This window comes from Stella humosa (assembly GCF_006738645.1).
GTDB lineage: Bacteria > Pseudomonadota > Alphaproteobacteria > ATCC43930 > Allostellaceae > Allostella > Allostella humosa.
Map to the genome: position 1 here is coordinate 5487000 of NZ_AP019700.1, position 20133 is coordinate 5507132.

Below are 20133 nucleotides of genomic sequence, written 5' to 3' on the forward strand. Positions count from 1 at the left end.
CGGGCGCATGACCGCCCCTTCCTTTCCGCCAGAGGCGATCGCCCTGGTGCATCGCATGGCCGATGCATCGGGCGCGGTCATCCGCCCGCACTTCCGCTCAGGCGTGGCGATCGTCGACAAGGCCGACGAGAGCCCCGTCACCATTGCCGACCGCGACGCCGAGACGGCGATCCGGCGCCTGATCGAGGACGCCTTTCCCGATCACGGCATTCTCGGCGAGGAGCATGGCGCTGTCCGACTCGATGCCGAGTTCGTCTGGGTGCTGGATCCGATCGACGGCACCAAGGCCTTCATCTCGGGCGTGCCCGTGTTCGGCACCCTGATCGCCCTGTTGCAGGGCGGCCGCCCGGTCCTGGGCGTGATCGACCAGCCCATCTCGCGCGAGCGCTGGGTCGGCGCCATCGGGCACGGCACCACCCTGAACGGCCAGCCGGTGCGCACGCGCGCCTGCGCGGCGCTGGGCCGGGCCACGCTGTTCGCCACCTCGCCCGACATGTTCAAGGGCGACGAGATCCCGGCGTTCGAGCGTGTCCGCCAGTCGGTCAAGATGACCCGGTGGGGCACCGACTGCTATGCGACCGCCATGGTGGCATCCGGCCATGGCGACCTGATCGTCGAGTCGTCGCTGCAGACCTATGATTTCTGCGCCCTGGTGCCGGTGATCGAGGGTGCCGGCGGCATCGTCACCGACTGGGAAGGGCAGCCGCTGGGGTTGCATTCCGGCCATCGCATGGCGCTGGCCGGCGACGCCCGCACCCATGCCGCGGCCCTGGAGCGGATTGCCGGCTGAACCGCTTTTCATCGCCGCCGGCCCGGCCCGCCGCTTGCCGTTCGTCCCCTGCCGCCACAGGTAAGCCACGACAGACGGAACGGCGAGAAGAGAGGCACCGATGACCATGTTTGCCCGCATCCTGGCCGCCCCCCTCGTTGTCGCGGCCCCTTTGCTCGTCGCGGCGATCGCCGCCGGCCCGGCCCAGGCCGACGAGAAGCCACGGCACGGCATGTCGATGTATGGCGAGCTGAAGTACCCGCCGGACTTCAAGCATTTCGAATATGCCAACCCCGCCGCGCCCAAGGGTGGCACGGTGCGCCTGGCGGCGATCGGCACGTACGACACGCTGAACCCATTCACCCTGAAGGGCGTGCCGGCGGCTGGTGCCGGCCTGCTGTTCCAGACGCTGACGGCCAATTCGGGCGACGAGGCCTTCTCGGAGTACGGCATCGTCGCCGAGAGCTTCATCGTGCCCGAGGACCGGAGCTGGGTCGCCTTCAACCTGCGGCCGGAGGCCAAGTTCAACGACGGCACCCCGATCACGCCGGACGACCTGATCTTCACGCTCGAGACGCTGAAGACCAAGGGCGCGCCCTTCTATCGCACCTACTATGCCGACGTGGCGAAGGGCGAGGTGACCGGCCCGCGGCAGGTGCGCTTCACCTTCCGCGCCGCCGACAACCCGGAACTGCCGCTCATCGTCGGCCAGATGCCGATCCTGCCGCGCGCCTACTGGGCCAATCGCGAGTTCGATCGCACCACGCTGGAGGCGCCGCTCGGCAGCGGCCCCTATGTCGTCGAGTCGGTCGATGCCGGCCGGTCCATCACCTACAAGCGCATCGAGAATCACTGGTCCGACCAGGTGCCGGCGCTGAAGGGCCAGTATAATTTCGCCCGCATCCGCTACGACTATTATCGCGACAGCACCGTGGCGCTGGAGGCGTTCAAGGGCGGCGAGTACGACTTCCGCCAGGAGAACGTGGCCAAGGACTGGGCGACCGGCTACGACGCGCCGGCCGTCACCGAGGGGCTGATCAAGCGCGAGGAGATCGCCAACGAGCAGCCGACCGGCATGCAGGGCTTCGTCTTCAACATCCGCCGGCCGATCTTCGCCGACCGCCGGGTGCGCGACGCCATAGCGCACGCCTTCGACTTCGAGTGGACCAACAAGACGCTCTTCTACGGCGCCTATGCGCGCACCCGCTCGTACTTCTCGAACTCCGAGCTGGCATCCTCGGGCCTGCCCGGCCCGGCGGAGCTGGCGATCCTGGAGCCTTTCCGCGGCCAGGTCCCCGACGAGGTCTTCACCAAGGAGTACGTGCCGCCGTCGACCGACGGCAGCGGCAACCTGCGCGACAACCTGCGCGTCGCCTTCGACCAGTTGAAGGCGGCCGGCTGGGTGATCAAGGACCGCCGCTTGGTGCACGAGAAGACCGGCGAGGCGATGAGCTTCGAGATCCTGCTGTCGCAGCCCACCTGGGAGCGGATCGCGCTGCCGTTCGCCAAGAACCTGGAGCGCCTGGGCATCCAGGCGCGGGTGCGCACGGTCGACAGCGCCCAGTACCAGAAGCGCATGGAGACCTTCGACTACGACGTCACCGTGGAGGTGTTCGGCCAGTCGCTGTCGCCCGGCAACGAGCAGCGCGACATGTGGTCGTCGGCCGCCGCCAAGGTCGAGGGCAGCCGCAACACCATCGGCGTCGCCGACCCGGTGGTCGACAAGCTGATCGAGCTGGTCATCAACGCGCCCGACCGCCAGGCGCTGGTCGACCGCACCCGGGCGCTGGACCGGGTGCTGCTGTGGGGCCACTACGCCATTCCCAACTGGCACAGCCGCACCTGGCGCATCGCCTACTGGGATCGCTTCGCCCGACCGCCCGTCACGGCCAAGTACAGCCTGGGTTTCCTGGCCACCTGGTGGATCGACCCGGCCAAGGAATCCGCATTGCGCGCCCGTCGCCCCAACCGGTCGAACTGACGAAACGGCGTGGCCAAGCAGCGCAACGACGGGCGCACGGCCGGGCCGGCCCCGCTGCCCGACGGCTATCACGTCTTTCCGCGAGGAAAGATCCTGAACGTCGTCACCTGGCTGGAGATGCGCGCCCCGCCCGCCGTGCCGCTGGCCGCGCCGATCGACCTCGTGCGGGTGGAGCGCCCCGATCCCGTCTGGTACCGGGCGCTGTTCCGCCGGGTCGGCACGCCCTGGCTGTGGGCCATGGACCTCGACCTGGACGATGCCGCCCTGGCCGCCCGCATCGGCGACCCGGCGCTTCGGGTCTTCGTCGCCCGCGACCAGGGAGCGGAAGTCGGTCTGGTGGTGCTGGACGACAGCGCCCCCCGGTCGGTCGAAATCCTGGATTTCGGCCTGGTGCCGGAGGCGACCGGTCGCCGCCTGGGCAAGGCGATGATGGCGGCCACGCTGGAGCAGGCCTTCGCCGGCCGGCCGGACCGGGTATGGCTGCACACCTGCACCCACGACCATCCGGCGGCCGTGCCGTTCTACATGGCGTGCGGCTTCACGCCCTACGCGACCGGCGTCGAGGTGCTGGACGACCCGCGCCTCGACGGCACCCTGCCGCGGGATGCGGCCCCGCACGTCGCGGTGCTGGAGCGGGACCGCGCCTGACCGGCCGCGCCGTCTGGCACGTCACGCGATGGCGCCGCGCCGCATCTCGGCATCGAAATAGGCGATCGTCCGGCCCAGGCCGATCTCCAGCGAGACCTCCGGGTTCCAGCCCAGCAGTTCGCGCGCGCGGTCGATGACCGGGCAACGCTGCAGCGGGTCGTCGACCGGCAGCGGCTGGTGCTGGATGGTGGAGCGCGACCCGGTCATGGCAATGACGCGGCGCGCCAGTTCGATGACCGGAATTTCCACCGGATTGCCGATGTTGATCGGACCGGTTACCCCGTCCGGCGCGTTCATCAGCCGCCACAACCCGTCGATCATGTCGTCGACGTAGCAGAAGGCCCGCGTCTGCATGCCGTCGCCATAGACGCTGATGGGCGCGTTCTTCAGCGCCTGGACGATGAAGTTCGACACCACCCGGCCGTCATTGGGGTGCATGCGCGGCCCGTAGGTGTTGAAGATGCGGGCGACGCGGATGCGCAGGTTGTGCTGGCGGTGATAGTCGAAGAACAGCGTCTCGGCGCAGCGCTTGCCCTCGTCGTAGCAGGCGCGCGGGCCGATGGTGTTGACGTTGCCGCGATAGTCCTCGGTCTGGGGATGGACCAGCGGGTCGCCATACACTTCCGAGGTTGAGGACAGCAGGATCTTGGCCTTCAGCCGCTTGGCCAGCCCCAGCATGTTGATCGAGCCCAGCACGCTGGTCTTGGTCGTCTGCACCGGGTCGAACTGGTAGTGGATGGGCGAAGCCGGGCAGGCGAGGTTGTAGATCTCGTCGACCTCGACATAGAGCGGGAAGGTGATGTCGTGGCGCAGCGCCTCCAGCCGCTTGTTGTCGAGCAGGTGGGCCAGGTTGGCGCGGCGGCCGGTGAAATAGTTGTCGGCGCACAGCACGTCATGACCTTCGGCGAGCAGCCGCTCCACGAGATGGGAGCCGAGGAAGCCCGCCCCGCCGGTCACCAGGATACGCTTGGTCATGATCGGATACGCCCGCTCGGGTAGGAGGAACGACCCTCGATAGCCGATCCCGGCCCGATCGTCACGCACGCAAGCCCGCGTCAGGTCCGGCCGCGTCCGGTCTGCAGGAATCGCCGCTCGCTGCCTTCGAGCACGAGGCAGGTCAGCACGCCGGTGGCATAGGCGCCGGTGTCGATGCCGATGCGGTTGGGGCGGATGTCGGGCGAGCGGCTGATGGTGTGGCCATGCACGATGATCGGGCCGAACGGCGCCGCCCAGTCGAGGAACGGCTCGCGGATCCACAGCAGGTCGGATTCCACTTGCCGGTCGATCGGCGCCCACGGCCGGATGCCCGCATGGACGAAGAGGTAGTCGCCCTCCTGGTGCAGCAGGCGCAGTCCCGTCAGGAACGCCCGGTGGTCGGCCGGCATCGCCGCGGCCAGTTCGACCCGGGCGCGATCGGCGTCCTCCTCGTCGCCGCGGTCGGGCGGGGTGACGCCATAGCTGTAGAGCGTCGCATCGCCGCCATTGGCGAGCCAGCCCTCGGCGGCTTCCGCGCGGCGCAGGAAGGCCAGCAAGAAGGCCTCGTGGTTGCCCTTCAGCGCGACCCCCTCGAACCCCGCCGGCGGCCCCGCCGCCAAGCGCCCGACCACCTGGCGCGATGCCGGCCCGCGGTCGACATAGTCGCCCAGATGGAGCAGCACGCGGCGGACGGCAGCCGATTCCGCCGCATCCGCGACGATGCGGCCGTGGAGCTCCGCCAGCAGGTCGTCTCGCCCGTGGACGTCGCCCACGGCGTAGACGATCGTGCCTTCGGGAACGCGCGGGGCGCTCGTCACCGGGCGGGAGCCGCGGTCAGTCGCGCGGCGCGTGCTTGTTCAGGATGCGCTGGAGCGTGCGCCGATGCATGCGCAGGCGGCGCGCCGTCTCCGACACGTTGCGGTCGCACTGCTCGAACACCCGCTGGATATGCTCCCAGCGCACGCGGTCGGCCGACATCGGCTGCTCGGGCGGTTGCGGGAGCTTGTCGCCCTGTGCTTTCAGGGCGGACTCGATGGCGTCCGCATCGGTCGGCTTGGCCAGATAGTCGACGGCGCCCGCCTTCACCGCGGCGACCGCGGTGGCGATGTTGCCATAGCCGGTCAGCACGACGACGCGGGCGTCCGGGCGGGCGGCGCGGACCGCCTGCACCACCTCCAGCCCGTTGCCGTCGCCGAGCTTCAGGTCGCATACGGCATAGAGCGGCCGGATCGAGCGCGCGGCCGCGATGCCGGCGGCCACGCTCTCGGCGGTGGTCACCTGATAGCCGCGCCGCTCCATGGCCGTGGCCAGGCGCGTGCGCAGGGGGGCGTCGTCGTCGACGACGAGCAGGGTGGGTCCCGTGGGAGCGTCGATGGGTTCGGTCATGATGGTGACGGCTGCAGCCCCTCCAATCTGTCGCGGTGCCAGCGGATCGCAACCTCGGCGCCGCCGGATGCCGCATTCTCCACCGCCAGGCCGGCACCGGTGCGGGCCAGCAGGGTCTCGGCGATGAAGATACCGAGGCCCATCGACCCGCCGGGCCGGTCCCGGCCGGAAACATAGGGCTCGCCGATGCGGGCCAGAACCTCTGGCCGGAAGCCGGGACCGTCGTCGCGGACCAGGATCCAGGCCTCCGTCGCGTCCCATCCGACCGTAGCACGCACTTCGGAATCCGCGAACTGGAAGGCGTTCTGCAACAGGTTGCCGAGTGCGTGGCGCAGTTCCGGCCGTTCCGGCACGATCGGCTCGGCCGGTTCGTCCGGCCCGTCGCGCACGATCTCGAAGTCGATGTGGGCCGGCAGGTGCGGTGCCGCCGCCAGATCCACCAGCAGCGACAGCGCGATGCCGTCGAAGGGGGAGTTGCGTTCCGGCCGCTGCGCCAGCTCGGCCAGGATGTCGCGGCAGCGCGCCACTTGGCTTTCGAGCAGGTCGAGATCCTCGCGCCACGGCCCCTTGTCCGGCAGCTCGCGCGAGAGTTCGCGGGCGACGACGGCGATGGTGCCGAGCGGGGACCCCAGTTCGTGCGCCGCCGCCGCGGCCAACGCCCCCACCGCCGACAGTTGCTGCTCGCGCGCCAGCGCCATCTGGGTGGCGGCCAGCGCCTCGGTCAGGCGGCGGGCCTCGGCCGTGACCTGCCATGTGTAGGCGGCGATGAAGACGGTCGCCAGCGCCAGGGCGGCGGCCACCCCGAAGCGGTACATCGGCGGCAGTTCCAGGCCCGGCGGCGGCCAGGGCAGCGGCCAGCGGAAGAACACCAGCACGACGATGGCGAGCAGCGTGAAGAGGCACAGGCCGATCGTCGTCGGCCGCGACAGGATGGTCGCCGACACCGTGACCGGCGCCAGGATCAGCACCGCGAACGGGTTCTCCAGCCCGCCCGTCAGGAACAGCAGGCCGGAGAGCTGGAACACGTCGAAGGCGAGATAGGCCGCCGCGTCGCGATCGGTGAGGCGGGTCTGTGCCGGGCGCTGGAGGGTGGCGACGATGTTGACCGCGGCCGAGGCCCCGACCACCAGCAACGCCGTCGCCAGCGGCAGCGGGTAGCCCAGCGACACCTGGACGAAGACCAGCGTCGCCGCCTGGCCGATCACGGCCAGCCAGCGGATGGCGACCAGCGTGCGCAGGTTGACCCAGACGCGACCGTCGACGCGCGACCGGTCGCCGCCGATCCAAGCCGATAGCGACATCAGCCCCCCTTGCCCGATCCGCGCAGGACGGTTACGGGCGAAGGGCCATAGTCCACGCGGCCGATCACCGCGTAAAGCCCCGAGCCGAACGGCAGCCGGCTGGACAGGGTCACGCCGGACCGTCGACGCGGGCTTCGGCGAAAGTCGCCATGCCGGCATGGCAGGCGGCAGCCGCCTTGACGATGGCAATCGCCAGCGTGGCGCCAGAGCCTTCGCCCAGGCGCATGCCGAGGTCGAGGAGCGGTTCCTGCCCGAGACGGGCGAGCAGGCGGCGATGGCCGGGCTCGGCCGAGCAATGGCCGACCAGGCAGTGGTCGAGCGCGCGGGCGTCGGCCGCGAACAGGACCGCGGCGGCGGCCGTCGCGGCATAGCCATCGAGCAGCACCGGCACGCGGCCCAGGCGGGCAGCCAGGATGGCGCCCGCGATCGCCGCCAGCTCGTAGCCGCCAAGGCAGCGCAGCGTCTCGAACGGATCAGTCATAGCCGCGCGGTTGGCCGCGACCGCCGCCTCCACCGCCGCGGTCTTGGTTGCCAGCGCCGGCCCGGCGACGCCGGTGCCGGGGCCGACCCAGTCGGCCGCCGTGCCGCCGAAGAGCGCATGGGCCAGGGCGGCAGCCGCCGTCGTGTTGCCGATCCCCATCTCGCCCAGCGCCAGCAGGTCGATGCCCTGTTCGACGGCCATCATGCCGTAGGCCATGGCCCGCGCGCAGGCCTCCTCGCCCATCGCGGGACCCTGGGTGAAGTCGGCCGTCGGGTGCTCCAGGTCCAGCTCGTAGACGCGGAGATCGGCATCCATCGTCGTGCAGAGCTGGTTCACCGCCGCCCCGCCCGCGGCAAAGTTCGCCATCATCTGCTGGGTGACCGACGCGGGATAGGCCGACACCCCGCGCGCGGCCACGCCGTGATTGCCGGCGAAGACCACCGTGCGCGGCCGGCGGATGTCGGGCGGATGGCGGCCCTGCCAGGCGGCCAGCCATTCGGTGATCGTCTCCAGCCGGCCCAGCGCCCCCGCGGGCTTCGTCAGCAGGCGCTCGCGCGCGACGGCTTTCGCGCGCGCCGCTTCGTCGGGACCGGGCGACATGGCGAGGATGCGCCGCATCTCGTCGAGGGTGGCGATGGGTTGTGGCATGGCTACCTGAGGGGAATGGAGCCTTCGCATAGGACGCCGGTTGCGGCCGGTCAACCTTGTGGCGACCGGACCGGCGGCCACGGCCGGGCTGTGTCCGATACACGGCACGTTCTATAAACCAGGAGCCGTGCGCACAGACACTCCCGAGGATTTCCGCCCCGCCGCCTGGCTAGCCGACCTGCGGCGGGCCGGGCAGTTGCTGACCCGCATCCCCTTGCCGGGCGACACGGAGGCGCCGCCCCCCGGCGCGTTGGCCCGGGCACTGCGGGTGTTTCCGCTGGTGGGGGCGTTGCTGGGGCTCGGCTCCGGCCTGGTGCTGCTGGCGGCCCATCTCCTGGGCCTGCCGTCGCCGGCGGGCGCGCTGCTGGCGCTGGGGGCCGGCATGGTGCTGACGGGTGCCCTGCACGAGGACGGGCTGGCCGATACGGCCGACGGCTTCGGCGTGCGCCGGTCGGCTGCCGAGCGGCTGGCGATCATGCGCGACAGCCGCATCGGCACCTTCGGCGTGCTGGCGCTGGGCGTCGTGCTGGCGATCAAGGTGGGGGCCCTGGCGGCGATCGACCCCTGGCTTGCACCCGCCGCCCTGGCCGCGACCGGGGCGGCCTCGCGCGCCGTGTTCCCGGCCCTCGCCATCATCCTGCAGCCGGCCCGCCGCGACGGCCTGGGCGCCGGCATGGGTCGCCCGTCGGCAGCCACCCTGGCGATCGCCGTGGCGCTAGGCACGACGGCCATGCTGGCGACCGCGGGTCCCGCCCGCGGGGCCATGGCGCTGGGCGCGGGGGCGGCTGCGATGCTTGCCATGGCCTGGCTTGCACGCCGGCAGGTCGGGGGGTACACCGGCGACGTTCTGGGCGCGACGCAGCAGGTGACGGAGATGGTGATGCTTCTGACGATGGCGGCCGGCCGGCCATGAACACGAGCACGAACACGACGACGCGCTGGTGGTGGGTGCGGCACGCGCCCGTGCGGGTCAATGACGGCCGCATCTATGGCCAGACCGACCATCCCTGCGATTGCGGCGACGAGCCCCTGTTCACGGCGCTGGCCCGCCAGTTGCCGACCGACGCGGTATGGGTGACGAGCACCTTGCTGCGGACGATCCAGACCGCCGACGCCCTGCTCGCCGCCGGTGCGGTCGCGCCGGAGATCGCGCGCGAGCCGGCCTTCGTCGAGCAGTCCTTCGGCGACTGGCAGGGGCTGAAATATGCCGAGCTGCAGGAGACCCGCGGCGAATCCTGGCACCGCTTCTGGCTGGCGCCCGCGCACGAGGCGCCGCCCGGCGGCGAGAGCTTCGTCCACCTGATGGAGCGCGTCGCCCCGGCCATCGACCGGCTGACCGAAATCCATCGCGGCCGCGACATCGTGGCCGTGACCCATGGCGGCACCATCCGTGCGGCCATCGCGCACGCCCTGCAGTTGCCGCCGGAGACGGCGCTGGCCTTCTCGGTGGACAACGTCTCGCTGACCCGGCTGGAGCATGTCGACGGGCCGGGCCTCGGCCATGGCTGGCGCGTGGCCGGCGTCAACTACATGGCGGCCTGAGCGGGCGCGGCGACCATGCCCCGGCGCCCGCCACCCGGTATCCTGGGCTATGTCGCGCTGCCGCGCCTGACGCTGGTCATGGGCGGCGCGCGATCGGGCAAGAGCAGCCATGCCGAGGCCATGATCGAAGAAGCGGCGGCGGCCGGGCTCTACATCGCCACCGCGACGGCGGGCGACGGCGAGATGGCCGAGCGGATCCGCCTGCACCGCGAGCGCCGCGGCCCGTTCTGGACCACGGTCGAAGAACCGCTGCACCTCGCCCACGCGATCGAGACCCACGGCCGGCCCGGCCAGCCGATCCTGGTCGACTGCCTGACCCTTTGGCTGTCCAACCTGATGATGGAAGGGCGGTCGGTCGAGGCCGAGGCCCGTCGCCTGCTGGCGACGATCGACGAGGCGGCGGCACCCGTGGTGCTGGTCGCCAACGAGGTGGGCCAGGGCATCGTGCCCGACAACGCGCTGGCGCGCGCCTTCCGCGACCATGCCGGCCGGCTCAACCAGCAGGTGGCGGCGGCGGCAGACCGCGTGGTGGTAATGATGGCCGGGCTGCCGATGGTGCTGAAAGACGAGGACGCCGAGCGTCCGAACTGACGGGGGGCCGCTGCCCCGTCAGCCGGACCCGGCATGGGCCAGCAACGGCACGCTGGCCGGTGCCTGCCAGCGCAGCCCGTCGACCGCCCCGCAACTCGGACATACCGCCGACCATACCGGCGCCACGCTGCCGCAGGACGTGCAGGTCCAGGCTTCCGCCGCCGGCGCCTCGGCCGCCAGCCGCAGCCATTTCTGGGTGGCCGCCGCGTCGGCGGTCTCCCCCTCCTCGACCTCGGCCATCAGGGCGTAGGCGCGCGCGCTCGGTCGTTCGGCGATCGCCGCCCCGAGTTTCTGCCGCGCCTCGCCCCAGAGGCCGGCGCGCAAGGCTGCGGTTGCCTGGGCGATCCGGCTTTCGATGTGATCGGGCAGGCCGGCCACCAGCCGGTCGACCCGCTGGGCCGCGGCCACGGGATCGGCCGACGGGGCCAGATCGCCATAGGCGGCGGCCAATTCCGGATGGGGGCCGAGCGGCCAGGCCTTCTCGGCGACGCGCTCGCCCTTGCGCACCCGGTCGGTGGCGCCCAGCAGGCGGACATAGGCGGCAGCCGCAGGCGCGAACGCCCGGTCCTCGTCATGGGCGCGCGCGGCCAGGTCCGCCGCATCGTGGCGTCGACCATCGGCCTCGGCCGCGCGCGACTGCTCCAGCAGCACGGTCGCGCGGCGGTGGCGGGCGACCGGGGCGGGCAGCAGGTTGCGTCGCTGCGCTTCCGCCAGCGTCGCCTCCGCGCCGCGCCACTGACCGGCCCGGCTTTCGAGCTCGAACAGGGTGGTCAGGACCCAGGGGGTCTCTGGCCGAAGGCGACGAGCACGGCGCGCCAGCTCCAGGGCGGCATCCGCGTCGCCCGTGCGCGTTGCCTGCATCAGCAGCCCGCGCAGGCCGAGGAACTCGGTCTCCTTGCGGTCCAGCATGGCGCTGAAGTAGCGCCGGGCGGCCGCCTCGTCGCCGTTGAGCTGAGCTGCCTGCGCCGACAGCAGCATGGTCAATGGCGGCTCGTCGAGCAACACGTCGGCCCGCCGGGCGTGGCGGGCGGCCTCGTCCGGATCGCCGGCTGCAACCGCGACCATGCCCAGCGTCAGCGCCTGGTAGCCGCGACGGCGGCGGCGTTCGTGCAGCCAGCGGCGCCACTGCCGCGGCACCCGCACGAGCCAGCCGAGGAAACGCAGACCGAGCGCGAAGAAGAGCGCGGTCGCCGCCGTAACGATAAGCAGGATGGCGACCGAGGTATCGACCCGCCAGCCCTGCCAGACGATGGAGATGCGGCCGGGCCGGTCGGCGATCCAGACCGCGCCGGCAACGACCAGGGCGGCAAGTGCGACGAAGAGCAGGAGGCGCCGCATGGGATCAGCGATCCCGGCCGAGGATGGCGGCGACCCGGCGGGAAACCCGCGTCGTCGCCGCGTCGACCGCGCGGCGCGCTTCCGCCGCCGCCAGCCAGTCGGGCGCCGCCCGGGCGACCGCCTCGCGGATCGGTGCCAGCGCCTCCAGGGCCGCGGCCACGTCGCGCGCGGCCAGCGCCTTCTCGGCCGCCGCCACATGCGCGTCGGGCGTGCCCGCCACCGGCGCCTCGACCCGGCGGACCGTCAGCACGGAAGCCATGCGCTCGACCGTGCGGTCGACCCAGTCGCCATCGGGCGCACGGCGCGCCGCCTGGACGATATCGGCCGACAGCAGGTCGAAGCGGCGGGCGAGTGCGCCCGCATCGGCGACGCCCTTCTCGGCATGGGGGGCCAGGCTTTCGACCGCTTCCTTGGCGGCCGGGTCTTCCGCCAGGGCGGCGCGGGCGGTTTCCAGCTCGCTCGCGAAAGACCCGCCGCGCTCGGCCGCGGCCCGCAATGCGGTTGCCGCGACCAGGGCGCGTTCGCCGATGCGGTCGCGCAGGCGATTGTCGCGCATCGCCGTCTCCGTCTCCGCCAGCCGGCGGGTGAGCGCATCGACCATGCCGAGCAGGCGCTGGATCTCGGCCGAAAGCGCGGGGTCGGCGGCCGGCCGCTCAGCCAGGCGGGCGATGTCGGCCTGGAGCCGGCGGATGGCATCGGACAGGGGCGCGGTATCGGGCGGCGGCCGACGCTCCAGGGCCGCCATCCTGGCCTCGATCGGACCGAAGTCGACGGCAGCCGCGACCGGACGCGGCTCGCTCCAGAACCAGCCGCGCCAGAGGGGGGCCGACAGCGCGATCAGGATCGCCACCAGGGCGGCCACGCCGATCGTGGCACCGAGGCTCAGGACCGGAGCAGGCGGCGAATCGCCGATTGCCCGCGCGGTCGGAGTCGCAGGCGGCGCAGGCGGGACTGTCGATCCACCCTTCATCGATTCACCCGACGCCGACCCGTGCCGGGGCGCGGTTCCGATATCGACGGCAGGCCCGGTCGCATTCGGCTCGCTCATTATCGGTTCCTCGTTGCTCGGCCGGTCCGCTTCGACCAGGCGGAGGAGCGACGGCTGGTTGGCCTCGTCCGCAACCCGGACCGCGCGCCAGGGCAAGGTCGCTGCCGCGGCCACGGCCGGGCTCAGGCAGTAGGCGACCGGCAGGCGTATGTCGGACGGCGACCCCGCCAGACCGGCGGACGTCACCAGCTCGGCGAAGCGCGCGGCCGTGCGGGGCGAGAACAACAGAACCCCGTCGAGCGTTCCCGCCCGCAAGGCATCGCGTGCTGCAGCCGGCAGCCCGTCCACCGCTTCCGCCTTGTAGAGCACGACCCGGCGGAGCTGGAATCCCGCCTTCTCCAATGCGCCCGGCAGGTCGCCGGCGACGTCGGCGCCGGCGGGATGCACGAGCGGCTCCGCGCCGGGTTCCAACCGGGCCGCCACCAGCAGGGCCAGCGCCGCGCCATCGCCGTCCGCGCCCTCCACCGCGGCAAAGCCGGCATCCCTGGCCGCGGCCGCGGTCGCGGGGCCAACGGCGAAGACCGGCAGGTCGCGCCTGGCGCTGAGGCGGGCAAAGGCGGCCACGGCCTGGGCGCTGGTGAACAGCAGCGCCCGTGCGCCGTCCAGGCCCTGCTGCAGATCGGCCGCGGCTTCCGGCACCGGCTCGATCCGCAGGACGGGTGCCACGACCGAGAGGATGCCGGCGGCGGCCAGCTCGGCCGCCAGCGCCCGCGACTCGGCTTCCGGCCGGGTCAGGAGAACGCGCATCACGTGGCGAGAAAGGGTGCGCGGGAGCGCAACTCGTCGCCGGCCTCGCTGCCGATGCGCACGGCATCCGCGGCTGGGCCGGTCCAGGTGCCGGAGACCAGGCGGACCCCGTCCGGCGTTGCGACCATGCCGCGCAGGCGGATCTCGCCGTCGCCTTCCAGCTCGGCCAGGGCCGCGATCGGCGTGCGGCAGGAACCGTCCAGCATCGCCAGCAGGGCCCGTTCGGCCGCCACGGCGGTCAATGTGGCGGGATCGCTGATCCGGGCCAGGAGGAGAGCCATCCGCTCGTCGCCGGCCCGCCGCTCGATGCCGATGGCGCCCTGGGCCACGGCTGGCAGCATCGTCTCCGGCTCCAGCACGGCGGTGGCGACCGCGATCTTGCCGAGGCGGATCAGGCCGGCCAGGGCCAGCAGCGTCGCGACGGCGTTGCCAGCCTCTAGCTTGGCCAGCCGCGTATCGACGTTACCGCGGAAGGGGATGACGCGCAGGTCCGGGCGCAGATGGAGGAGCTGGGCCTGACGGCGCAGCGAGGCGGTGCCTACTACCGCACCGCGGGGCAGCTTCTCCAGGCCGCCCCGCGACAGCGCCACCAGCGCGTCGCGCGGGTCGGCGCGGGGCAGCATGCCGTCGATCACCAGCCCGTCCGGCAGGACCGTCGGCACGTCCTTCATGGAATGCACGGCCAGATCGAGCGTGCCGGCCAGCAGACCGTCCTCGATCTCCTTGGTGAACAGGCCCTTGCCGCCGATCTCGGCCAGGGTGCGGTCCTGCACGCGATCGCCGGTGGTGCGGATGACGACGATCTCGATTGCCTCTGGCGCGGCCAGGCTTGGATCGGCCGCCGCCAGCGCGGCCTTCACCGCGTGGGCCTGCCGGAGGGCGAGCGGGCTGCCGCGGGTGCCGATGCGAAGGGAACTCATGCCGTCCGGTTTAAGCGTCCAGGGCGGGGTTGAAAAGCCGTCCATGGTGCCGCATGTCGAGACGGCCTGCCCGGCTGCGCCCGCCGCCTGCCCCAACGAGAGGCCCCAGACGATGATCGAGCTCTACACCTGGCCGACGCCGAACGGCCAAAAGGTCCATATCATGCTGGAGGAGACGGGGCTTCCCTACACCGTCCACCCCATCAACATCGGCACCGGCGAGCAGTTCCAGGCCGACTTTTTGAAGATCAGCCCGAACAACAAGATGCCCGCGATCGTCGACACCGACGGCCCGGAGGGGCAGCCGATCTCGATCTTCGAATCCGGCGCCATCCTGATGTATCTGGGCGAGAAGACGGGGCAGTTCTATCCGCAGGCGCCCCGCGCGCGCTGGACGGTGAACCAGTGGCTGATGTTCCAGATGGCCAGCGTCGGGCCGATGTTCGGCCAGCGCGGGCACTTCCGCAACTATGCGCCCGAGACGATCCCCTACGCCGTCGACCGCTATTCCAATGAGGCCAGGCGCATCTGCGGTGTGATGGACCGTCGCCTGGGCGAGACCGCCTATCTGGCCGGCGCGGACTACACGATCGCCGACATGGCCTGCTATCCCTGGCTGGCGTCCTACAAGGCGGGCGAGGGCGCGGTGGCGGAGTTCGCCAACCTCGGCCGCTGGATGGATGCGATCGCCGCCCGCCCGGCGACCGAGCGCGGCATGAAGATCCTGACCGACCGCCGCCGCCAGGGACCGATCGACGAGAAGCAGCGCGCGATCCTGTTCGGCCAGGAGCAATACGCGCGGCGATAGCCCGACCGACTGATGCCCCCGGCCGTCATGCGGCCGGGCGGCGTTCAGGCGGCGTCGCGCGCCCGGTACCAGTAGCGGTGGCTTTCCCGGAAGCCGAGGCCGGCATAGAGCGCGCGGGCCGGCGCATTGCCGGCGACCACCTGGAGATAGGCCGTCTCCGCCCCCTGCGCCCGGCCCCAGGCCAGCAGGGACCGCGTCATCGCCAGCCCCAGGCCGCCGCGCCGGCGGGCGGGGTCGACCGCGATCTCGAAGAGGCCGACCAGCCCATCCTCCACCACCGCCAGGCCGCAGGCGGCCGGCATGCCGTCGCGCAGCAGGAGGCCGAAGCAGGCCGAAGGCACCATCCGCTCCAGCATTGCCTGCAAGGTCGGCCGCGTCTCGGCCGGTTCCTGCTGCAGGATGCTGGCCGGCTCCACCCACTCGCCTGCCGCCGCGAGGACGCGGAAATCCGGATCCGCCTCGATCGCGATGCCGGCCATATCGGCCGTCTCGACCACGGTCTCGTCGATCCGGCGGTAGCCGCTTCCGTCCAGCAGCCCGTCCAGCCCGGCCGGTGCCAGGGGCGACAGCCGGAAGATCGACCGCTGGCCCGCGGCCGCATAGCGCCGCTCGACGGCCGCCACCCGGTCTGGCAGATCGTCGTCGCCGCCATGGATCGGGTTGGCGGAGTTGGCGCGCTTGGTAAAGCCATCGGCAAAGCGCAGCAGCCAGCCGTCCACCAGTGCCACGCGCAGTGCTGGCCAGGCGTTGAGGCCGGCCTCTTCCAGCCGACGTACAGAGATTGCCGGCATCAGTAGGTCATGCAGGCCGCATTGAGGATGCCCGCCGTCACCGCGATCGCCGCCAGGACGGTGCCATGGGCGGTGTCGCCTGCCTCGATCTTGGCGCTGAGGCCGGGCTTCAGGACACGGGCCACCAGATAGGCGCCGATCTGCACCACCAGCACGACCAGGGCCCAGATTGCCATGTCGATCAGGTTCTGGCTCTGGATGATGACGCTGGCGAAGGGAATGGCGAAGCCGATCGCCGCGCCCGAGAGGCTGATCGCGGCGGCATTGTTGCCGGTGCGGATCAGCGCCCATTCGCGGTGCGGCGTGACCAGCGTGTAAAGGAACAGAAACAGCGCCGTCAGCGCCACGGACGAGCCGAAATAGGCGAGAAAGTTCGGCAGCGTTTCCAGGTAGTTCGTCTTCATGACCAGCATCGTGCGCCCCCCTTCGGCGATCGTTCGGATGATCCGCTCAAGTGAAGTAGTGGGGCACGAACCGGCTGCCGTCGCGCGTGATCGGGCCGTCATCCTCACGGATGCCGATGCCGGCCGATTGCGAGGCGACGACCCAGGACCCGATCACCGGATAGCCGCCATCGGTCTTCGGCAGCGGATGCAAGGCCTGGTAGACGAAACCCTCCGCGCCGTAGGGGCCATCGGAGGATTCGGCCCCGACGATCTCCACGTTGGCCCCCTCGCGGCCGAGGATCGGCTTGCGCACCTTGGGGCCGGCGATGTCGGCGGCCTCGAACGAGGCCTGCAGCAGGTTGGGGTGGCCGGGCGCCATCTCCCACAGCAGCGGCAGCATCGCCTTGTTCGACAGCACCATCTTCCAGGCCGGCTCGATCATCTCCACCCGCGACGGGCCGACATTGCGCCCGAACTCCTCGGTCAGCAGCCATTCCCAAGGGTAGAGCTTGAAGAGGGTGCGGATCGGCTGGTCGTCCATGTCGACGAAGCCCAGCCCACCCCAGCCGATCTCGTCGATGTAGAGGAAGGCGGTGTCGAGTCCCGCCTGGGTCGCCGTATCGCGCAGGTACTCGACCGTGCCGAAATCCTCGGCATGGTCGCGCACGCAGGTGAAGTGGACGGGGTTGCGCAGCCCGAACTTGCCCCAGGCGTCGATCAGCCGGTCATGGATCGAGTTGAACTGGTCCGACCCTTTCTTAACCGTCTCCATCCATTCCCATTGGACGACGGCCGCCTCGAACAGCGCGGTCGGCGTATCGGCGTTGTATTCGAGCATCTTGGGCGGCCCCAGGCCGTCCCACGAGAGGTCGAAGCGGCCGATGAGGTTCTTGTCGCCGCGCTTCCAGCTGGCCTCGACCAGGCCGGCAGCCTCGTCCGACAGCCGCAGCCGGTGATAGTCGCCACTCGTCACCACGCGGTCGACCAGTGCCAGGCACATCTGCTCCAGCTCGTTGGTCGCTTCCTCGATGCCGTCGACCGCCTCTGCGGTCAGGGCATAGCAGGCCGTCTCGTCCCAGTAAGGGACGCCGTCGGAGGTGTGGAAGGCAAAGCCGATCTCCTCCGCGCGCCGACGCCAGTCGACGCGCGGAACGAGCCGTTCCCGGCGCAGCGCGCTCATCACCGGCTCAGGAGCCGGAGCCGGACGACATCCGCGTGGCGGTCGAGCCGAAGCCGCTGCGCTGGGTGGAGGCGCCCGGCGCCGAGGCGACGGAGCCGCCGCTCGACGGATTCCAGTTGCCGATGCTGCGGCCGGCGCCGGCACTGCCGCCGGCATAGGCCGTGTTCTTCGCGTCGCGATAGACGGGCTGCGGCTGCTGGCCCATGCGGCTCATCATCTGGCCGCCGAGATAGCCCAGCATGAGCGGCATGAAGAAGCCGCTGCCGCCCGATTGCGCGGTCTGCTGCGGGGCGGCCGCCCCGGCGGCCGGCGTGCCGGTGGCAGGCGTGGTTGCCCCCGCGGTCGGACCCTGTATCGCTTCGGGCGTGCCGCAATTGCCGACGCCGAACTGCGCCTCGCACTGCTCCTTGTTGGCGAACTTGGGCGCCGACTTGACGTGCTCCTGCTTGGCGGCGGCGAACTGGCTTTCGCAGCTCGCCGCATCCAGTACCTTGCGGCACTCGGAGGCATCGCGGAAGAACTGCCCCTCGCTCGCGACCGGGGTGTCGTCGCAGCCGGCCAACCCGACCAGACCGACCGTGCCGAGCAGCGCCAACCGAATGGAACGCGAACGCTTCATGACTTGCTTCTCCCTGTCCTGGCCCTTCGGTCGCGCCTTTGGCGCAGGCCTTTTGGTTGCGCCTTCAGCGCAGGGTCTTGAACGATTCCGTGGCGGCGACCAGTTGCGCGCGGACACCCGGTTCCATCGCCGAATGCCCGGCATCGGGAACCACGATGTAGCGCGCCTCCGGCCATGCCCGGTGCAGCTCGTCGGCCGTCACGATCGGGCACACCATGTCATAGCGGCCCTGCACGATGACGGCCGGCAGGTGCCGAATGCGATCGATCTTGCCGATCAGATCGTCCTCGGCCGCGTATACATGGTGCGTGAAGTAGTGCGCTTCTATACGCGCCAGGCCCAGCGCCTTGCGATCTTCGCCAAAAGTAGCCACCGTCTCGGGGCTGGGCAGCAAGGTCGAGCAGGCGCCCTCATAAATGCTCCAGGTCCGCGCCGCCGGCATGTGCACGGCCGGGTCGGGGTCGGTCAGACGGCGGTAGTAGGCACCCAGCAGGTCGCCGCGCTCGGCCGCCGGAACGCCCTCGACGAACTTGCGCCACGCCTCGGGATAGACCGTGCGCATGCCGTAGAGGAACCAGTCGATCTCGCTGCGCCGGCAGAGGAAGATGCCGCGCAGGACCAGCCCCAGGACGCGGTCGGGATGGGCTGCGGCATAGGCCAGCGCCAGGGTCGAGCCCCAGGAGCCGCCGAACACCACCCACTTGTCGATCCCGCGATGCACGCGGAGTCGCTCCATGTCGGCGACGAGCGCCGCGGTCGAGTTGCCGTCCAGCTCGGCCAGCGGCGTCGAGCGGCCCGAGCCGCGCTGGTCGAACACGACGATGCGGTAGTGCGAGGGGTCGAAGAAGCGCCGATGGGTGGGCGTGGCGCCGGCCCCCGGCCCGCCATGGACGAAGACCACGGGCACGCCGTCGGCGCGGCCGCTTTCTTCCCAGTACATCGTGTGCGGGGCCTCGAGGGCGAGCATCCCCGTGGCGTAGGGCGCGATCTCCGGAAAGAGATCGGCGCGCGCGATTCCGGTGTCGGCGTTGGACATGCCTAGTCTATTAGCGCAAGCGGTGGCCCGATGTCCAAGCGTCCGGCCTATTTCGATGCCTGTTCATGCACCGCCAGGATTCGGGCGAGACTGCGCAGTACCGGCTTCTCGATCAGCTTGCCTTCGAAGACGAGCAGGCCGCCGTCGCTCGCGGCGAACGCATCCAGGACCCGGCGCGCATGGGCGACGGTGGCCGCATCCGGCGTGAAGGTGGCGTTGATGTCGGCAATCTGTTTGGGGTGGATGGCGCCCTTGCCGGTGAAACCCAGCTCGGCCGAAAGCGTCGCCTCGCGCAGCATGCCCTCGGAGTCCTGGAGATCGAGATAGGGCACGTCGATGACGTCGAGCCCCGCTGCGGCGGCGGCATGGACGATGCGGGAGCGGGCATAGAGCAGCGCCATCCAGGTCGAGCGGCAGCGCAGATCCGCCGCCATGTCGACGCCACCGAAGAAGAGGGCCTCGATCCGATGGCTGGCCTGGGCCACCGCGTATGCCGCCTCCAGGCCTTCGTTCGTCTCGATGATGACGTGCAGGCGGGTGGGCAGCCGGTATTCGTCCAGGAGGTCGGAGAGGTTGCGGACCTCCTCCGGCCCCTTGACCTTGGGCAGCATGACGGCCTCGACCGGGGAGGCACTGGCCAGCAACGCCTGCACGTCGGCCATGCCGTCGGTCGTGCGCAGGCAGTTCAGGCGGATGATGCGCTCGACCCGTGCCGGGCCCTCGGCCGACGGCAGGTGGGCAAAGGCCTGCTCGCGGGCGGCCGCCTTGTCCTTTGGCGCGATGGCGTCCTCGAGATCGACGCAGACAATGTCGGCGCCGCTGCGCAGCGCCTTGGGAAACATGTCCGGGCGGGTCCCCGGTGCGAAGATGAAGCTGCGGCGGGTGCGGATGGCGCGGTCGACGACGTCCAAGGAGGCTCTCCGGTTCGGGCGGGACCG

21 protein-coding genes are annotated in these 20133 nt (G+C 71.2%); 7 read left to right on the forward strand and 14 right to left on the reverse strand.

Annotated elements, in window-relative coordinates; genetic code table 11:
• Positions 1 to 7 precede the first annotated feature (7 nt).
• From hisN to STVA_RS25825, 3 genes are all read left to right on the forward strand, one after another.
• Positions 8 to 790: a histidinol-phosphatase gene (hisN, locus tag STVA_RS25815; protein WP_123690661.1), complete on the forward strand. Its 783-nt coding sequence runs from the start codon at positions 8 to 10 to the stop codon at positions 788 to 790.
• A gap of 100 nt (positions 791 to 890) precedes the next feature.
• Positions 891 to 2750, forward strand: a complete 1860-nt coding sequence (locus STVA_RS25820) for an extracellular solute-binding protein (protein ID WP_123690659.1) — start codon at positions 891 to 893, stop codon at positions 2748 to 2750.
• A 9-nt stretch (positions 2751 to 2759) separates the two neighbouring features.
• Entirely contained in the window at positions 2760 to 3398 is a 639-nt protein-coding gene (locus STVA_RS25825) for a GNAT family N-acetyltransferase (RefSeq protein WP_197735741.1), read from the forward strand.
• 21 nt (positions 3399 to 3419) lie between these two features.
• Here the strand turns inward: STVA_RS25825 and STVA_RS25830 are convergent, their stop codons facing one another.
• The 5 genes from STVA_RS25830 to cobT all read right to left on the reverse strand — a co-directional run bounded on the left by STVA_RS25830 (position 3420) and on the right by cobT (position 8189).
• Positions 3420 to 4373: a UDP-glucuronic acid decarboxylase family protein gene (locus STVA_RS25830; protein ID WP_123690657.1), complete on the reverse strand. Its 954-nt coding sequence runs from the start codon at positions 4371 to 4373 to the stop codon at positions 3420 to 3422.
• Positions 4374 to 4453: 80 nt separating this feature from the next.
• Positions 4454 to 5191, reverse strand: a complete 738-nt coding sequence (locus tag STVA_RS25835; protein WP_123690655.1) for a metallophosphoesterase — start codon at positions 5189 to 5191, stop codon at positions 4454 to 4456.
• Positions 5192 to 5207: 16 nt separating this feature from the next.
• Positions 5208 to 5759 (reverse strand): ActR/PrrA/RegA family redox response regulator transcription factor, encoded by a 552-nt coding sequence (locus tag STVA_RS25840; RefSeq protein WP_123690653.1) that lies wholly within the window; start codon positions 5757 to 5759, stop codon positions 5208 to 5210.
• Positions 5756 to 7060, reverse strand: coding sequence for an ActS/PrrB/RegB family redox-sensitive histidine kinase (locus tag STVA_RS25845; protein WP_123690651.1), 1305 nt, complete (start codon positions 7058 to 7060; stop codon positions 5756 to 5758). Before STVA_RS25845 ends, STVA_RS25840 begins: the two co-directional genes overlap by 4 nt.
• 109 nt (positions 7061 to 7169) lie before the next feature.
• Complete coding sequence (gene cobT / locus STVA_RS25850; RefSeq protein ID WP_179955424.1) at positions 7170 to 8189, reverse strand: nicotinate-nucleotide--dimethylbenzimidazole phosphoribosyltransferase; 1020 nt, start codon at positions 8187 to 8189, stop codon at positions 7170 to 7172.
• 127 nt (positions 8190 to 8316) lie between these two features.
• On the opposite strand from cobT, the gene cobS reads away from it, so the two are divergent.
• The 3 genes from cobS to cobU are packed head-to-tail and all read left to right on the forward strand — an operon-like array spanning position 8317 to position 10322.
• Complete coding sequence (gene cobS / locus STVA_RS25855) at positions 8317 to 9102, forward strand: adenosylcobinamide-GDP ribazoletransferase (RefSeq protein ID WP_123690647.1); 786 nt, start codon at positions 8317 to 8319, stop codon at positions 9100 to 9102.
• Positions 9099 to 9731: a histidine phosphatase family protein gene (locus STVA_RS25860; RefSeq protein ID WP_123690645.1), complete on the forward strand. Its 633-nt coding sequence runs from the start codon at positions 9099 to 9101 to the stop codon at positions 9729 to 9731. Before cobS ends, STVA_RS25860 begins: the two co-directional genes overlap by 4 nt.
• A 15-nt stretch (positions 9732 to 9746) precedes the next feature.
• Positions 9747 to 10322 (forward strand): bifunctional adenosylcobinamide kinase/adenosylcobinamide-phosphate guanylyltransferase, encoded by a 576-nt coding sequence (cobU, locus tag STVA_RS25865; protein ID WP_170216515.1) that lies wholly within the window; start codon positions 9747 to 9749, stop codon positions 10320 to 10322.
• Between the two features lie 18 nt (positions 10323 to 10340).
• Here cobU and STVA_RS25870 read toward each other — a convergent pair whose 3' ends face one another.
• Genes STVA_RS25870 through hemC form a run of 3 tightly spaced genes read right to left on the reverse strand, consistent with a single transcriptional unit; the run spans position 10341 to position 14375 of the window.
• Complete coding sequence (locus STVA_RS25870; protein WP_123690643.1) at positions 10341 to 11660, reverse strand: heme biosynthesis protein HemY; 1320 nt, start codon at positions 11658 to 11660, stop codon at positions 10341 to 10343.
• 4 nt (positions 11661 to 11664) lie between these two features.
• Positions 11665 to 13455: a uroporphyrinogen-III synthase gene (locus STVA_RS25875; protein WP_123690641.1), complete on the reverse strand. Its 1791-nt coding sequence runs from the start codon at positions 13453 to 13455 to the stop codon at positions 11665 to 11667.
• Positions 13455 to 14375, reverse strand: coding sequence for a hydroxymethylbilane synthase (gene hemC / locus STVA_RS25880; protein WP_123690639.1), 921 nt, complete (start codon positions 14373 to 14375; stop codon positions 13455 to 13457). The genes STVA_RS25875 and hemC overlap by 1 nt, the downstream gene beginning before the upstream one ends.
• Before the next feature lie 112 nt (positions 14376 to 14487).
• On the opposite strand from hemC, the gene STVA_RS25885 reads away from it, so the two are divergent.
• Positions 14488 to 15183: a glutathione S-transferase N-terminal domain-containing protein gene (locus tag STVA_RS25885; RefSeq protein WP_123691336.1), complete on the forward strand. Its 696-nt coding sequence runs from the start codon at positions 14488 to 14490 to the stop codon at positions 15181 to 15183.
• 44 nt (positions 15184 to 15227) lie between these two features.
• On the opposite strand, the gene STVA_RS25890 is transcribed toward STVA_RS25885, so the two are convergent.
• The 6 genes from STVA_RS25890 to STVA_RS25915 all read right to left on the reverse strand — a co-directional run bounded on the left by STVA_RS25890 (position 15228) and on the right by STVA_RS25915 (position 20106).
• Positions 15228 to 15974 (reverse strand): GNAT family N-acetyltransferase, encoded by a 747-nt coding sequence (locus STVA_RS25890; RefSeq protein WP_123690637.1) that lies wholly within the window; start codon positions 15972 to 15974, stop codon positions 15228 to 15230.
• The gene (locus STVA_RS25895) at positions 15974 to 16378 is read right to left on the reverse strand and encodes a DUF350 domain-containing protein (RefSeq protein ID WP_123691334.1); all 405 of its coding nucleotides are present in this window, start codon (positions 16376 to 16378) and stop codon (positions 15974 to 15976) included. The genes STVA_RS25890 and STVA_RS25895 overlap by 1 nt, the downstream gene beginning before the upstream one ends.
• Positions 16379 to 16424: 46 nt before the next feature.
• Positions 16425 to 17540 carry a glutathionylspermidine synthase family protein gene (locus STVA_RS25900; protein WP_197735742.1) on the reverse strand — a complete coding sequence of 372 codons (1116 nt, stop codon included), beginning with the start codon at positions 17538 to 17540 and terminating at the stop codon, positions 16425 to 16427.
• A gap of 7 nt (positions 17541 to 17547) precedes the next feature.
• Positions 17548 to 18159 (reverse strand): DUF1190 domain-containing protein, encoded by a 612-nt coding sequence (locus STVA_RS25905; RefSeq protein ID WP_170216514.1) that lies wholly within the window; start codon positions 18157 to 18159, stop codon positions 17548 to 17550.
• Positions 18160 to 18223: 64 nt separating this feature from the next.
• On the reverse strand, positions 18224 to 19195 hold the full coding sequence (gene pip, locus STVA_RS25910) for a prolyl aminopeptidase (protein ID WP_123690633.1): 972 nt from the start codon (positions 19193 to 19195) through the stop codon (positions 18224 to 18226).
• A gap of 47 nt (positions 19196 to 19242) precedes the next feature.
• Positions 19243 to 20106 (reverse strand): HpcH/HpaI aldolase/citrate lyase family protein, encoded by an 864-nt coding sequence (locus STVA_RS25915; protein ID WP_245978340.1) that lies wholly within the window; start codon positions 20104 to 20106, stop codon positions 19243 to 19245.
• Positions 20107 to 20133 lie beyond the last annotated feature (27 nt).

Excerpts from the sequence above, each read along its gene's own strand:
- hisN (WP_123690661.1), top strand. The coding sequence starts at position 8 with ATGACCGCCCCTTCCTTTCCGCCAGAGGCGATCGCCCTGGTGCATCGC.
- STVA_RS25820 (WP_123690659.1), top strand. The coding sequence starts at position 891 with ATGACCATGTTTGCCCGCATCCTGGCCGCCCCCCTCGTTGTCGCGGCC.
- STVA_RS25830 (WP_123690657.1), bottom strand. The coding sequence starts at position 4,373 with ATGACCAAGCGTATCCTGGTGACCGGCGGGGCGGGCTTCCTCGGCTCC.
- STVA_RS25840 (WP_123690653.1), bottom strand. The coding sequence starts at position 5,759 with ATGACCGAACCCATCGACGCTCCCACGGGACCCACCCTGCTCGTCGTC.
- STVA_RS25845 (WP_123690651.1), bottom strand. The coding sequence starts at position 7,060 with ATGTCGCTATCGGCTTGGATCGGCGGCGACCGGTCGCGCGTCGACGGT.
- cobT (WP_179955424.1), bottom strand. The coding sequence starts at position 8,189 with ATGCCACAACCCATCGCCACCCTCGACGAGATGCGGCGCATCCTCGCC.
- STVA_RS25860 (WP_123690645.1), top strand. The coding sequence starts at position 9,099 with ATGAACACGAGCACGAACACGACGACGCGCTGGTGGTGGGTGCGGCAC.
- cobU (WP_170216515.1), top strand. The coding sequence starts at position 9,747 with ATGCCCCGGCGCCCGCCACCCGGTATCCTGGGCTATGTCGCGCTGCCG.
- STVA_RS25870 (WP_123690643.1), bottom strand. The coding sequence starts at position 11,660 with ATGCGGCGCCTCCTGCTCTTCGTCGCACTTGCCGCCCTGGTCGTTGCC.
- STVA_RS25875 (WP_123690641.1), bottom strand. The coding sequence starts at position 13,455 with ATGCGCGTTCTCCTGACCCGGCCGGAAGCCGAGTCGCGGGCGCTGGCG.
- hemC (WP_123690639.1), bottom strand. The coding sequence starts at position 14,375 with ATGAGTTCCCTTCGCATCGGCACCCGCGGCAGCCCGCTCGCCCTCCGG.
- STVA_RS25885 (WP_123691336.1), top strand. The coding sequence starts at position 14,488 with ATGATCGAGCTCTACACCTGGCCGACGCCGAACGGCCAAAAGGTCCAT.
- STVA_RS25890 (WP_123690637.1), bottom strand. The coding sequence starts at position 15,974 with ATGCCGGCAATCTCTGTACGTCGGCTGGAAGAGGCCGGCCTCAACGCC.
- STVA_RS25895 (WP_123691334.1), bottom strand. The coding sequence starts at position 16,378 with ATGAAGACGAACTACCTGGAAACGCTGCCGAACTTTCTCGCCTATTTC.
- STVA_RS25900 (WP_197735742.1), bottom strand. The coding sequence starts at position 17,540 with ATGAGCGCGCTGCGCCGGGAACGGCTCGTTCCGCGCGTCGACTGGCGT.
- STVA_RS25905 (WP_170216514.1), bottom strand. The coding sequence starts at position 18,159 with ATGAAGCGTTCGCGTTCCATTCGGTTGGCGCTGCTCGGCACGGTCGGT.
- pip (WP_123690633.1), bottom strand. The coding sequence starts at position 19,195 with ATGTCCAACGCCGACACCGGAATCGCGCGCGCCGATCTCTTTCCGGAG.